General features: G+C 49.1%; 11 protein-coding genes and 1 pseudogene. 3 read left to right on the plus strand and 9 right to left on the minus strand.

Annotation, left to right across the window (positions count from 1 at the left end):
* Nucleotides 1–110: 110 nt before the first annotated feature.
* The 4 genes from pgsA to ACT53D_RS05580 form a co-directional block, all read right to left on the minus strand.
* Nucleotides 111–692, minus strand: a complete 582-nt coding sequence (gene pgsA / locus ACT53D_RS05565; protein WP_275354884.1) for a CDP-diacylglycerol--glycerol-3-phosphate 3-phosphatidyltransferase — start codon at nucleotides 690–692, stop codon at nucleotides 111–113.
* Nucleotides 693–722: 30 nt separating this feature from the next.
* Nucleotides 723–2,522, minus strand: coding sequence for an excinuclease ABC subunit UvrC (uvrC, locus tag ACT53D_RS05570; RefSeq protein ID WP_476154944.1), 1,800 nt, complete (start codon nucleotides 2,520–2,522; stop codon nucleotides 723–725).
* Between the two features lie 166 nt (nucleotides 2,523–2,688).
* Complete coding sequence (locus tag ACT53D_RS05575) at nucleotides 2,689–3,168, minus strand: hypothetical protein (RefSeq protein ID WP_476154946.1); 480 nt, start codon at nucleotides 3,166–3,168, stop codon at nucleotides 2,689–2,691.
* 161 nt (nucleotides 3,169–3,329) lie between these two features.
* On the minus strand, nucleotides 3,330–3,818 hold the full coding sequence (locus ACT53D_RS05580; RefSeq protein ID WP_476154948.1) for a hypothetical protein: 489 nt from the start codon (nucleotides 3,816–3,818) through the stop codon (nucleotides 3,330–3,332).
* Between the two features lie 117 nt (nucleotides 3,819–3,935).
* Here ACT53D_RS05580 and ACT53D_RS05585 point away from each other — a divergent pair.
* Nucleotides 3,936–4,961, plus strand: a pseudogene (locus ACT53D_RS05585) (IS110 family RNA-guided transposase).
* A 389-nt stretch (nucleotides 4,962–5,350) separates the two neighbouring features.
* Here the strand turns inward: ACT53D_RS05585 and ACT53D_RS05590 are convergent.
* The 3 genes from ACT53D_RS05590 to ACT53D_RS05600 all read right to left on the minus strand — a co-directional run bounded on the left by ACT53D_RS05590 (nucleotide 5,351) and on the right by ACT53D_RS05600 (nucleotide 7,540).
* Entirely contained in the window at nucleotides 5,351–5,971 is a 621-nt protein-coding gene (locus ACT53D_RS05590; RefSeq protein ID WP_476154950.1) for a MalM family protein, read from the minus strand.
* 618 nt (nucleotides 5,972–6,589) lie between these two features.
* Nucleotides 6,590–6,769 carry a tautomerase family protein gene (locus ACT53D_RS05595; RefSeq protein WP_018985002.1) on the minus strand — a complete coding sequence of 60 codons (180 nt, stop codon included), beginning with the start codon at nucleotides 6,767–6,769 and terminating at the stop codon, nucleotides 6,590–6,592.
* A gap of 39 nt (nucleotides 6,770–6,808) precedes the next feature.
* Complete coding sequence (locus tag ACT53D_RS05600) at nucleotides 6,809–7,540, minus strand: cation diffusion facilitator family transporter (RefSeq protein ID WP_476154952.1); 732 nt, start codon at nucleotides 7,538–7,540, stop codon at nucleotides 6,809–6,811.
* 306 nt (nucleotides 7,541–7,846) lie between these two features.
* Here ACT53D_RS05600 and ACT53D_RS05605 point away from each other — a divergent pair, with 306 nt between their 5' ends.
* Complete coding sequence (locus ACT53D_RS05605) at nucleotides 7,847–8,683, plus strand: 23S rRNA (adenine(2030)-N(6))-methyltransferase RlmJ (RefSeq protein ID WP_476154954.1); 837 nt, start codon at nucleotides 7,847–7,849, stop codon at nucleotides 8,681–8,683.
* 45 nt (nucleotides 8,684–8,728) lie between these two features.
* Here the strand turns inward: ACT53D_RS05605 and ACT53D_RS05610 are convergent, their stop codons facing one another.
* Nucleotides 8,729–9,844 (minus strand): DUF2914 domain-containing protein, encoded by a 1,116-nt coding sequence (locus ACT53D_RS05610; protein ID WP_379077928.1) that lies wholly within the window; start codon nucleotides 9,842–9,844, stop codon nucleotides 8,729–8,731.
* 233 nt (nucleotides 9,845–10,077) lie between these two features.
* Between ACT53D_RS05610 and ACT53D_RS05615 the strand changes: the two genes are divergently transcribed.
* Nucleotides 10,078–12,270 (plus strand): ATP-binding protein, encoded by a 2,193-nt coding sequence (locus ACT53D_RS05615; protein WP_476154957.1) that lies wholly within the window; start codon nucleotides 10,078–10,080, stop codon nucleotides 12,268–12,270.
* A gap of 41 nt (nucleotides 12,271–12,311) precedes the next feature.
* Here ACT53D_RS05615 and ACT53D_RS05620 read toward each other — a convergent pair whose 3' ends face one another.
* Nucleotides 12,312–13,295, minus strand: coding sequence for a crotonase/enoyl-CoA hydratase family protein (locus ACT53D_RS05620; protein ID WP_476154959.1), 984 nt, complete (start codon nucleotides 13,293–13,295; stop codon nucleotides 12,312–12,314).
* Between the last annotated feature and the right edge of the window lie 130 nt (nucleotides 13,296–13,425).

Here is a 13,425-nt window from a genome sequence, read left to right on the forward strand (position 1 = left end):
CCGCGTATTTCCTTACGTCATGTGTCGTAAAGAAGCTGGCATTTTAATGATTTTGAGACCGGTGTCAAGGAAGATTTTGAAAATAATATGTCTTTTTTCGCCTTGCTTTTTTAGATGGTTTCGCGTATCGCCGGCCACGCCGCGCGCAGGTAGTAACCCATGGAGATCAGGGTCAGCAATGCGGCGATCACAATGAGCCATTCACCCAGCCACTGGATGTTGATGCCAAACAGCGGATCAAACCAAAGTAGCAGGATGATGGCGACCATTTGTGCCGCCGTTTTGATTTTCCCGACCATGGCGACCGCAACATTGGCACTTTTGCCTATGCTGGCCATCCACTCGCGCAAGGCACTGATGGCAATTTCGCGGCCGATGATGATGAGCGCGACCACCGCCCCGACCCTGTGCAACTCCACCAGCACAATCAAGGCGGCAGCCACCATCAGCTTGTCAGCTACGGGGTCAAGAAACGCGCCAAACTTGGACATTTGGTGATATTTGCGGGCCCAGTAGCCATCCAGCCAGTCGGTGAATGAGGCCAGAATAAACACACTGGCAGCGGTGAGGTTTACCCAGTGTGCTGGCAGCCCGTCGCTGGCGATGGCATTCGCGGGCAAAAAGAAGATACCAACAAACACCGGGATCATCGCGATGCGTAGCAGGGTGAGTATATTGGGGACATTCCACATGGTTATTTTGCTCAGGGCTGTTGCAATGGCTTAATGCAATCGTTCGTATATGGTTTGCGCCAGTGCCAGGCTAATGCCTTCGACTTGTGCAATCTCGTCTATGCTAGCACTTTTTATCGCATCCAGGCCACCAAATCGCGTCAACAAGGCTTTGCGACGCTTGGCCCCTACTCCTTCAATCTCTTCCAGACTAGAGGTAATGCGCGCTTTGGCGCGCTTGGCCCGGTGGCCGGTAATCGCAAACCGATGCGCTTCGTCGCGGATTTGTTGTAGCAGGTGCAAGCCGGGATTATCCACGGGTAAATTCAGCATTTCGCCGGTGTCGGAGAAAATCATAGTTTCGAGACCCGGTTTGCGCTCTTCTCCCTTGGCAATACCAATCAGCAAAATATCGTCTAGACCGACCTCTTGCATGACCTCCATCGCCACGCCCAACTGGCCCTTGCCACCATCAATAAAAATCAGGTCAGGGCGTTTTCCCTCGCCCGCAGCGACTTTTTTATAGCGCCGGGTCAGCACATCCCGCATCGCCGCATAATCATCGCCTGGCGTGATACCAGTGACGTTATAGCGGCGGTATTCACTGTTTTGCATATCACCACGGTCAAACACCACGCAACTGCCTACTGTGGCTTCACCCATGGTATGGCTGATATCAAAGCATTCAATGCGCTCGGTGTTCTCGGCAAGGCTAAGCGCCTCACGCAACGATAGCAAACGCGCCTGCTGATTGGCCGAAGTCGCCTGCCGCTGTTGCAACGCCAGTTCTGCATTGGTCTGCGCCATCTTGAGCCAGACCTTTTTATCGCCAATCGCATTGGTCAGCACGCGGATTTTGCGTTCAGCCTGCTCGCTGAGCATGGTTTCAAATTCAGTTTTGTCGATATCCGCCCCGCACACCAGCATAGGCGGCGTGTTTTGCGCCACATAATATTGGGTAATAAACGCCTCTACCGTTTCTACCAGCTCGGCATCTTGCGCGTTCTTGGGGAAAAAGCTCTTGTCGCCCAAATGGCGACCACCACGGATCATCACCAGGTTAATGCAGTGCTGGCCCTCAATCTCGGCGCAGGCAATCACATCCGCATCGCTCACGCTAAAGTCACTGACAAACTGCTTGGCCTGCACCTGGCGCAAGGCCTGAATGCGGTCACGCAATACCGCCGCCTGCTCGTATTCCATCGCCTCGGCTGCAGCATTCATCCCATCCGCCAAAGAATCCATCACCTCACTGGTTTTGCCCAGCAAAAACAGCGCTGCGTGACGAACATCACTCGCATAGTCTTCTTGGGAAATCAGGTTCACACACGGTGCAGTACACCGTGCAATCTGATACTGCAGACAAGGCCGTGACCGGTTAGCAAACACCGTGTTTTCACAGGTGCGCAGCTTAAACACCTTTTGCAGCAACTGTATGCTCTCACGCACCGCAGGCGAGCTGGGGAAAGGCCCAAAATACTGATGTCCTTTACGCTGGGTGCCACGATGGAACGCCAGCCGCGGAAACGCATCGCCTGTGAGGCTAATATAGGGATAAGACTTATCGTCGCGAAACAACACGTTATAACGCGGCATGATGCTCTTGATAAGGTTATTCTCAAGCAACAAAGCCTCTGCCTCAGAGCGCGTCACGGTCGTCTCGATATTGGTAATCTGCGACACCATCATTTTGGTACGCGGACTGGCAAGATTTTTATTAAAGTAACTCGAAACCCGTTTTTTTAAATCTTTGGCTTTGCCGACATAGATCACAGTATTTTCCGCATTGAGCATGCGGTAAACGCCTGGCAGGTTTGGAAGGTTTTTGAGGATAGGCTTGTGGTCAAACATATGAATATTCTAACATCGCCATAGGCGGACTGGCTTCGCCTGACTGCACTCAATACAAAGGAGGTATATTTTTCATCTGCTAAATACAGATTGCTGGAGAAAATATCGCGAGCCTATTGTCAGGTTTGAGTGCAAAGTCACCAGTCAATTGGGTGCTGAATTTTTGTTATGCATTCTTTGATGATACAGCTCTAATCTTTGTTGCCAGATACCAATAGTAAGCTGCTATTGACGTAGAAATTACAACTACATCTACTACCGTTGTTTCAACTGTTACTTCATTAAGAAACTCTGGATTTAACAACAATGTCTCTAAACTCTTGCTACCAATTAACAGTGGAATCATTACTGCTGAAACACGTATCAATACTGGTAGCCCAATACAGAATACCCTTACAAGAAAATCCCTATCATCACCATAGGAGTTAATTTTATAGCAATAATAGACTCCAAATATGGATATTCCCAAAACTAGAGCAGAGCTAAGGGCGTCGTAATAATTGTAGATTGACCCAATATAAAGAGCCTGATTTGAAGCTACAGACATCAATATAGTAAACATCAGCATATATTTGAACTCTTCTTTTTGTGACACTTTTCCCGACTTAAAGTCTTTTACTAGCGAGTCAACTTTCCATAGGTACATTTATTGTTTCCTTCTATGCATAGGTGCGCCGTTAGGCGTCCCGCTTGAATGATGGGTTTGAAGTAAGGGGCTGGCGAAAAACTTGGCTCAACCTTCGTTATTAATAAACATTTCATAAAAGCTTTTTCTCGCCAGTCCCGCTTGACTGATAGGTTATGCACTTACTTTGATGGGAATACCTCTGCTTCCCCCTTCTGCGCGAAAACCTCACCAAAGGTGAGTTGGCCTTTATTTAATTGGTATGGAAAGAAGACAACTACCGAATAGTTCTCGCGGTGATTGAGAGACACAGCTATGGCATCAGATTTTTTCCCAGACGACGGTAATGTGACTTTCACATCGTAAACCAATGCCGTAGCTTTGTACTCTCCTGACTTTGCACCTTTAGCAAAACCTTGCTTTAGCAAACGGATGATGTCGCTCGATGGCGGTAGTTCGCGACCGTCGTAGCCTTCCACGCTCGCGATTTCGCCATTTTCTTTTAGAGCAGCACCGTATGGAAAGAACTCACCATGCTTCTGGAGCATTTGCTCTGCGAATGGGAGTGCCGTGTTCATGAGATTTTCGCACTCAGCCTTGGGCGTACTCATGTTTTGGGCACCAGCAACGAGTGAGTACAGCAATGAAAGTGTGAGTAATAAAATTCTCATGGCGCATACCGAATGAAAGGGACTTCCCCGTCCCGAGGTTGCGGCGGAAGCCGCAAGCAGTTAAAACTGCAATGATTTAGTTTCCACACTTCATCACGCCATTGATAGGGGAAGTCCATGAATATTGTCACACTCGGTATTGATTTAGCCAAGAATATATTCGCTTTGCACGGCGTTGACAACCAAGGTCATGCGGTTTGAATTAAGCCACGCGTGGCACGAGATCAACTGCTCTCCATTGTCGCCAACTTACCGCCTTGCCTCATTGGTGTGGAGGCTTGTACAGGCGCACACCACTGGGCAAGAGTGTTTAGTCAGCATGGACATATCGTGCGGCTCATGGCGCCCAAGTTTGTTGCGCCTTATCGCATGTCTGGCAAGCGCGGTAAAAACGATGCTGCAGATGCCGCCGCCATTTGTGAGGCCGTTACCAGACCCAATATGCGCTTTGTGCCAGTCAAAGATACTCATCAGCAAGCACTATTGTCCATCCATAGAACCCGTCAGGGATTTGTGGAGGAGCGTACCGCCTGTTACAACCGTTTACGAGGCCTGATTGCCGAGTTTGGTGTTGTGCTGCCGCAGAAGTTAGAGCGATTGCGCCGGGAGATTGATTTGCATCTTGATACCTTGCCTGACCTGGCTAGATGCTGTGTGCTGGATTTGCTGACACATGCGGATGCGTTAGATGAACGGATTACCGCCTATGACGCCTTGATTCAGCGTGCCGCAAAACAGGATGATCGCAGCCTGCGTTTGATGCAGATTCCAGGTATTGGGTACATCACCGCCAGTGCTTTGGTAGCGAGTCTGGGCAATGGGCATGACTTTGAGAGTGGCCGACAGTTAGCTGCTTGGGTGGGGTTGGTGCCGGGCCAATACAGCAGTGGAGGCAAACCCCGGCTAGGCCGGATTACCAAAGCGGGGGATGCCTATCTGCGCAGCTTGCTGGTGATGGGCGCACGGGCGGTGATGGTGAGTGTGGGGGATAAACAGGACAGGTTCAGCTGTTGGGTGCGCAGCCTGGTGGAACGTAGAGGTTACTGGAAAGCGGCGATTGCAATTGCAGCCAAAAACCTGAGACTGGTTTGGGCTGCGCTTAAATATGGGGATGACTTTAAACTCTATTCAAAGGCTGTTTAAGGCAAAACAGAATGACGTTTAAAAACAGATTGAATAACGATTGAACATTGAATCACAGCTGAACTGCCAGCGTTGATGTGTAGCGGGTTGGACCCGCGCCGGGTGTGCCTGTTTAATTCTAGGGGAGCGTATATTCCCGACTAACGAATGAGGCCCCGGCGCGCGTCTTTCATCAGGGTCCGGGCCAATCATGCCCAATATGACCGGTTGTAGTACCGCAGTCCTTCACCTTCTCGCTTAACACTGGCTACAGCAAAAGGATATTTATGCGCTGAAAAATCAAATACACAAAAATCTTGCAGATGACTATTGCTAAAAATGTGGAAGCCCTTGTAGTTTGAATTAAGGGGCGCCGTTAGGCGTCCCACTTGAATGATGGGTTAGCATAGCTATTTGATTTCTAATTTCAAACTACCTACTGGAGAGTGAGCAATTTGATAAGTATTTCGAAACTCACCGTACACTGAGCCTTGAACTATAGTTGCTTCAGTCGTGGAGGCTAACTCGGCATTAGTTGTGGAAATAATCAAAAACTTATCAACATCAGAGTTGACAGTAAACTCACCTTCCAAACGATTATTTTCTCCAAATGACTCCGCATGATGAAAAGTAAATATATCAGGAGATATAGTCCTTATAATATTTAGCTTATTATCTAAAATATAGACTATTGGTTTAAACACATAGCCTTGTTTAAAATAATGTTGCCCGCCACGAATAAAGTAACTTCTGAGCACTAAGGTCTTATTTCCATCAATCTGTTTTAAATTGATGGCTTTATAAAAACTTTTTCCTGAACTGAAACTATAAGCTCCATTAGTTTTATCTACTCTAAAAGTCTCAGGTTTCATGAACTGAAAAGTTTCAAAGGTTATATCTGAAAGTTTATTGCAACATAATTTAGATTGTTTTAAGTCGCTATTTACGCTAGCAATTGAGGCTTCGGGAGCTGGACCTAACCCTGCACATGAACATAAGATAAAAGATAAACTCATTAGATATTTTTTCATATTGTCTGATTCAATATTGCTAACGTTTGAATTAAGGGGCGCCGTTAGGCGTCCCGCTTGAATGATGGGTTAGGGATAGTTGTTATTTTTAACTTTTGCACTTGATAGTACCCGAAACTAATGGGTACTTGGAACAGAACCGTTGCGGGCAGACGAACTCTTCTATCTTTGCTTCTGCGGGATGAATTACTTCGAGAGAACCATCGTAACCATTTGGACATAGTTCAGACGCTCTGCGCTTCCAATATTCTTTGTTTTTCTCTAGGTCGTAATCATAGCCACCGATGTGTGAATACTCTATAACAAAAGTTTTTGGCTCAATCTCTTTTTCCAGATAACCGACTCTACCGCCATACATTGATAAATCAGCTTTTTTGTAAGGGCTTGACGCGCAAGAGGCTAAAAGGATTGAGCATAGAAGAATGATAAGAATTCGGAGCATCTAAATGGCCCTAACGTAATGTAGACACCGAAATCGGTGTATATCCTGAGGCAGAGCTATTGTTACCATCAACCATCATTTTCAATAACCCTTTGCTTATATTTATAAATTTAATAATCATAAGTAACAAAATTTTATTAAATCAATAACAAAACACACCTGGTCAATAACGCTAGTTACCCTAAAAGCTCCCCACCTATCGCCCAATCCTCATACTCCACCTCTTCAAACACGATATAGGTGTAATTCGCTGGTTTATGCGCGTGCTTTTGCAGGGTTTCAGTGATCTCTTTGGCGATTTGTTTTTTCTGCTCTTTGGTGACTGAGCCTGCTAGTTTCACATTGACATAAGGCATATTGACACTCCTTTTGTGGTTGGTTAAATGATCTTTAAACTAGTGGTGATGACCTGCGCCGCCGCGGAGAATATCGCGGATAAGGTTGAGCGTGACCACCAGCAGCAGTACTGAAATCAGGATAGAGAGGATGGGGTCTATGCTCATCCAGCCGGTAAAGTATATAACTACCCCTGCGACCACGGCGGTAACCGAGCCGAGCAAGTCGCCTAGCACATGCAGGAAGGCGGCACGGTGGTTTAAGTTTTCATCACCGCCGTGATGGTGTTGCTGATGATGCATGTGTTTTGCAACAACGATGTTAACCAATAAGCCTACCAGGGCAATGATGCTGGCATAGCCGCCTGCGACTGGCCGCGGATTTTGCAAGCGCTCGATGGCTTCGTACACAATCCAGCCGGTGACTAGCAGCATGGAGACGGCGTTGATCATGGAGACGCGGCGCTCGGTTTGCTTGGAGGCTGGGTGCCCGCTGCGTGCCTGCTGTGCTGCCCACATCGCGAGGCCTAGTGCCAGCACATCAAACAGCATATGCCAGGCGTCACTGAGCAAGGCGAGGGATTGTGTCCACCAGCCACCGACAAACTCGACCACGGTAAAGACGGAAATGGCGAGAAATGGCAGCCAAAACGGGTTACCGTGCTCGTGATCATCATGGCTATGCGCGTGTTCGTGGCTATGATCATGCCCGTGATTATCTGCGTGATCGTGACCATAAGGGCAGCGACCAGAAGAGTGAGAATGTTCGTGAGGTGTATGGCTAGGTTTCATGATGGCATGCTAATGCAAATTAGCTGCTTTTCACAATAGGGCACTTCTATAAATTCAATTTACGTCGCGATACGGCGTTGCTCATATAGTGGGTTAAGCAGGCAATTCGCAAAACGAATGCTCGCAAAAACGCTTCCTTACATATTACTTATATGCTGCGTCAGATTTTTTTAATCGCGCCTTGTCTAGCCCATGCATTCTAAACATAAGTCACTTGATTTTATAAAAGCACCCTATCGACTTTCTGACATAAAACAGTCTCTAATGAAAAATCTGGGATAATGCTGGCTTGTAGAGAAAATCATCATGTTAAGTTACCGACACGCCTTTCATGCTGGCAACCATGCCGACGTTTTAAAACACTGGATGTTCAGCCTGGTGCTGGATTATTTTAATCAGAAGGATAAGCCTTATTGGGTGGTTGATACCCATGCCGGGGCCGGACTGTATCGCCTGGACAGTAGCGTAGCGAATAAAACAGCGGAATACGTGGATGGCATTTTGCGTTTGCAGCAAAGCCAGGCGCCTGAGCCGTTTCAAATCTATCTGGAGGCTATTGCCGCAGCAAATAAAGATCAGCCCATGCTTTACCCGGGCTCACCTTGGCTCGCCAGCCACCTAATCAACCCGGTGGATAAATTACGCTTGTTTGAGCTACACCCGGCCGATGCGGCTTTGCTGGAACAGCAATTTGCATCACAAAAACGGCAAATCGCGATTCAGCAAAAAGACGGCTTTGAGGGCATCAAGGCTTGCCTGCCGCCACCGACCAAACGTGGCATCGTGCTGATTGATCCGCCTTATGAAGTCAAAGATGATTACTCACGCGTGGTGGATTGTATTAAAGACAGCCTAAAACGCTTTGCCACAGGCACTTATTTAATCTGGTACCCCCGCTTACAACGCCCAGAACCGCAGCAGATGATAGACAAGCTGCGCCGCCTGGAGACGGACTTTTTGCATGTGACGCTGGATGTAGAACAACCTTCAGCCGATGGCTTTGGCATGTATGGCAGTGGCATGTGGGTGATTAACCCGCCGTGGACCTTGCGGCAATCGGTAGAGCCACACCTGCCGTGGCTGGCACAAGTGTTAGCGCAAGATGCAGGCGCGCAGGCCAGTTGCGAAGGCAAACAGCGCTAGACTGGGCTTTATTAGGCGAGCTGGAATGGGCAAACACTCATGCCACTAATAGCGGATACGGATGCGTTTATGCGTATCCCTGCCCTGCCCAAGCGTGACGGTAAATTGATGGCTGGCGATGGTTTGCCGGTTGCCAGTCTGGATACGCACCCGCCACTCGCCTGGCGTGAGATTGGTTTTATAGGTATAGCCGCGATAACCGCTGTCACGTCCGCCTGTCAATGAAAACCCCGGGGTAGAGACACTCACCCACTGGTCGCCCTGTTTTTTCTGCCAATCATGCAGCAGATGGGTTTTGAGGCCTTGTGGCGCAAAAATGGCAGAAAAGCATACCAGCCGTTGACCGGGCTGCAAGTAAAAATGGTCGGTATCCACCCGCCAAAACTGCCACCAGGGCGACTTTTCCACCGTCATCCAGTAGCCTTGTGGTGACTTTTCCAGATCGTAGGCTACCACCACGGCTTGCTTGACCAACGGCACAGGCGGAATCATGTCTTGCTGGTAAGCCAGCATGAGTAACCCGGCGATTGCCCACACTGGCCAGATTCGGCCTCTATGATGCGGCGCGCGCTGGTAAAGCACATAAGTGATGGTCGCCCCGAGCAAGGTACTCAGGTAAAACCAAGCCGCATGCACGCTGCCAAACAAAAAGGGAAAGGCAAAGTTACACCAGAGGATGGAACACAGGCCGAACATGCTCCAGCACAAGCTCAGGCGCCGGTATTCACTCTCAAGAAACTCGTTGGCGACCAGCAACGCGCCCAACACCAGGGTAATAATCCAGGCCACGCCCTCGCTGGAGCTTTTGAAGTACAGAATAAACAGAGCGCTTAACAGGCTGCCAAACAAAAATTGTAATACCCAGTATGGCCAATCGTGCACTGGCCAGCGCGTGACTTTGTGCTGTACCCATTGGAAGCTCAACAGCCGCTCGCCTAGCCGCCGGATGGAAGAAGAAGGTTCGGCCAACTGGTACATGAGAATAGCGGCCACCAGCAAATACAAGGCAAAAATGATCATGTCGGACATGGCGACTTTTTTGCCTATGGTAATCGCGTCCCAGACAAAGCCGCCGATAAAAAACACGATCGGCAGCGCCATGCGGCTACGGGCGAGCCAACGTGACCATCTTGAAAGGGCTGGCGCTTGATCAGTCATCATTCATTACACTTTCCACATCTGTCATCAGGCAGCGTTTTGTATCAGGGCGGTATTTTGCGCATGCGCTGCACGAAACACAATCTTATTTTGCGCGTTTGAAAAGTAAACTTACTTTGATAATCAAACCTTGCCTGTTAAACTTTAAGTTATCTTAAGAAAAAGCCGTTAACTATCAATAAAGTTAAGTTTTTCTCTCACTAATCATTGGCTAATACCCTGATATCCCATCAAACATGCGAACCCTAGTAAAGCAGTTGGTGTACAAAGTAAGCGAGATCAAATCTGTCAGTTATGAAACTGAGCAGGCACTGATCCGCGTGCTTTTTGTCAGCATGATTACGCTTTACTTGCTGATTAATCGCAGCAGCTATGAACCCGTATTGTTGTGTCTGATTTATCTGGGCTTTGGTTTTCTGATGTTGTATAACATCTTGCGCAACCCGGCCAAAAACGAAAAACGGCAATGGACCGCCATGGTGATGGACATCACTGCCACCTCGCTAGAGCAAATGATCTCGGGGGCGATGGCCGGCGTATTTATCGGCATTTATCTGTGGCTGATTATTGGCTATGGCTTGCGTTATGGCACCAAGTTTTTCAAAGGCTGCTATATGCTAAGTCTGGTGGGCTTTAGTCTAACCTTGTATTTAAACCCTTATTGGATAGAACACCAGCATCTGGCTTATGGCTTTTTGCTGACGCTGTTACTGATTCCACCGCATGCCCTACGGTTGCTGGTGAGCCTGGAAAAAGCCACCAAAGAGGCTGACCAGGCCAGCGAGGCAAAGACAAACTTTCTGTCGAATATCAGCCATGAAATGCGCACACCGCTCAATGGCATTATTGGCGCCAGTGAACTGCTGGCACAGACCAAGCTTGACCGCAAACAAGCCGAATTCTTGAATATGGTTGGAGCCTCAGCCAGCAGCCTGAAAAAGCTCATCAATGACGTGCTCGATATCAGCAAGATTGAAAAAGGTAAAGTCGATCTCGAAGAGATTGCTTTTTACCTGCCCGACTTGATCAACCGCTTGCACCTCGTGTTTCAACTTGAAGTGGAGCGCAAGCAACTCTGGTTGAAGTTCAATCTCGCCAATGAAGCGGAACGGCACTTTTCTGGCAGCATGCATCATCTGGAGCAGATATTGACCAATTTGATCGCCAACGCGATTAAATTCACGCAGCACGGTGGCGTCGAGATCACGGTCAGTGTCCTGGAACAGTATGCCAACCGCAGCCTGTTATGTTTCCGCATTCAGGATAGCGGCATCGGCATCAAGGCAGAGGCCTTGCCTTTTATTTTTGACAGTTTCACCCAGGCCGATAGCAGCATCACCCGGCGTTATGGCGGCACGGGCTTGGGTACGACGATTGCCAAGCAACTGGTTGAGGTCATGGGTGGCAGCATTAGCGTGAGCAGCAAGGAAAATGTAGGCACAGTGTTTGAGGTCAGCTTGCCCCTGACCCACGCAATCGCGCCCAGTGTTGACCGGAGCACCGAAATCAACCTGGATAATGCCTCCAATGTGGTGCCATTAAGCAGCCACACCCGATTCCGCAAAAAAATCCGTGTGCTGATTGCAGATGATAATGTGGTCAACCGGATGATCCTCAATGAGACCCTGCAAAGAATGCACTGTGTGGTGAAATCCGTAGACAACGGTGATGCCGCGCTTGATATGCTGGAGCAGCATCAGTTTGACCTGATGATCCTGGATTACAACATGCCAGAAATGAATGGCCTGGAGGTGTTCAGGATCTATCATGCCTTGCCGGGCAGTCAGCCTATCCGTACCGTGATCCTCACCGCCGATGCCACCAAAGCCACACAGGATCGCTGTTTGCGCGCCGGGGTCTATCAGGTATTGACCAAGCCAGTGGTGTCGCGCCAGATTCAAACCCTGGTGGAAGCCATTACAAGCACGCTGGACACGCAAGCAGGCGCAGAGGCGCTTGCCGTCACCACAGCCGCTTCGAAAAAACGTGGCAAAGCGCAATCGCCAGCAGATGCGCATCCCACGGCAACCGCAGAAAGTATCCCGACCATTGCACCGATGACCGAGCCGCTGCTGGATCAGGACCGTATGGCGCACTTGCTCAAGCTCGGTGGCAGCGAGGCGTTTTTAAACAAACTTATCCGCGAGTTTATAGAGACAACAGATGACCTGGTCCGCGACTTAGGCAAGCAATGCATGGACCTCAACTTTGCACAAGTTCATACCCTGGCGCACAGCCTGGCTGGGGAATCCGCCAACATGGGTCTGATTCCATTGAGCAAGCACAGTCGTCGCCTGCTGGGCTTAAACATGAAGGATGCCTCGACCATTTCCCTGCTATATCAGGCAGTTGCAGACTGCTACGAAGAAACCCGTGGCCAGCTTATGCAACAGCGAGACAAGCTTTCATCCAAGCGGTCAAAAAAATAGCTAGTGCAAGCGCCAGGCATCCCCAAATATCAAGCACACGCTTACTGGTTCACAACGCGGTCATGCACGAAGAACGCCTCACTTTCAGTAGACGGTGTCAGCACAGCTTCTCTCTGCTGATCTGCAGGCACAGGCTGAAACAAGCGTGACTGCGCACGATAAAAACGGTCCATCACTTTCAAGTCGCGCTCACTGAGTTGCAAGGCATTTTCAACCCAAAGCTGCACAATCGCCGTCAATTCATCATAGCTTAGCGGATGAATTTTTTCCTTGGCTTTTTGTGCGGATAAAAACCCTGCGGCATGTTTATTGTTTTTATCGATAAAGGTGCGTACGGCCTGCTCGCCGTCCCCTTGCTCGACCACCATATCGATCAACCCCATTTGCAGGCACTCTTCCGCGCTATAGCGCTCGCACCCCAAAATCATCTTGTCAGCCACTGCCATGCCTGCTTTGCGTGCAATCAGGCTGTAAGCGCCCATGCCTGGAATCATATTGAAGAATAGCTCGGGAAAGCAAAACACAGCCTGTCGCTCTGCGATCAACACATCACTGGTTAAGGCCGCTTCTATGCCTGCCCCCAACACCTCACCTTGCAGCAGTGAAATTTTGGTGACATTGGCCAGTTGAAAGCGGAAAGCGCGTTGTGCCACCACATCTATACTGAGTCTGGCATAGGCCTCCAGTTGCGCCCGGTCCTGTTGGCGGATGGCAGCAGCCATCTTTTGCAGATCGCCACCCATATTAAAATAGCCGGGCGTGGCAGAGGCAAATACCGAATAGCGGATTGGCAATGACGCCCCGTTCGCGGCTTCAACATAACCGCCACTGCGTTCGATATCATTGTGGTGCGCATGCAAGTCCAGCAACAAGGCGTGATTGATGCACGGAATCCGTTGCGGCTGCGAAAGATAAGTCCACAGTGCCTGCGATTTTTCATCATAACGGCAGTACACCTGGCCGTAATCATGAGCAAGCAAGCGTTTTTGAGGGAGGTAAGGCAGTGTTTGTTCGCACGATTTCATGGGTTTCTCCTTGGATATTGGCAACCTGTTAAACCAATGAATGGCTGTGCTAGCCGCAGCCATCATTGCTTACAGCCAATACATCATAATCAAAACAGATCACCTGCGAATATCACCGTTACCGCTTTTA

This window comes from Methylophilus sp. DMC16 (assembly GCF_056314045.1).

Excerpts from the sequence above, each read along its gene's own strand:
- pgsA (WP_275354884.1), bottom strand. The coding sequence starts at position 692 with ATGTGGAATGTCCCCAATATACTCACCCTGCTACGCATCGCGATGATC.
- uvrC (WP_476154944.1), bottom strand. The coding sequence starts at position 2,522 with ATGTTTGACCACAAGCCTATCCTCAAAAACCTTCCAAACCTGCCAGGC.
- ACT53D_RS05575 (WP_476154946.1), bottom strand. The coding sequence starts at position 3,168 with ATGTACCTATGGAAAGTTGACTCGCTAGTAAAAGACTTTAAGTCGGGA.
- ACT53D_RS05580 (WP_476154948.1), bottom strand. The coding sequence starts at position 3,818 with ATGAGAATTTTATTACTCACACTTTCATTGCTGTACTCACTCGTTGCT.
- ACT53D_RS05590 (WP_476154950.1), bottom strand. The coding sequence starts at position 5,971 with ATGAAAAAATATCTAATGAGTTTATCTTTTATCTTATGTTCATGTGCA.
- ACT53D_RS05595 (WP_018985002.1), bottom strand. The coding sequence starts at position 6,769 with ATGCCTTATGTCAATGTGAAACTAGCAGGCTCAGTCACCAAAGAGCAG.
- ACT53D_RS05600 (WP_476154952.1), bottom strand. The coding sequence starts at position 7,540 with ATGAAACCTAGCCATACACCTCACGAACATTCTCACTCTTCTGGTCGC.
- ACT53D_RS05605 (WP_476154954.1), top strand. The coding sequence starts at position 7,847 with ATGTTAAGTTACCGACACGCCTTTCATGCTGGCAACCATGCCGACGTT.
- ACT53D_RS05610 (WP_379077928.1), bottom strand. The coding sequence starts at position 9,844 with ATGATGACTGATCAAGCGCCAGCCCTTTCAAGATGGTCACGTTGGCTC.
- ACT53D_RS05615 (WP_476154957.1), top strand. The coding sequence starts at position 10,078 with ATGCGAACCCTAGTAAAGCAGTTGGTGTACAAAGTAAGCGAGATCAAA.
- ACT53D_RS05620 (WP_476154959.1), bottom strand. The coding sequence starts at position 13,295 with ATGAAATCGTGCGAACAAACACTGCCTTACCTCCCTCAAAAACGCTTG.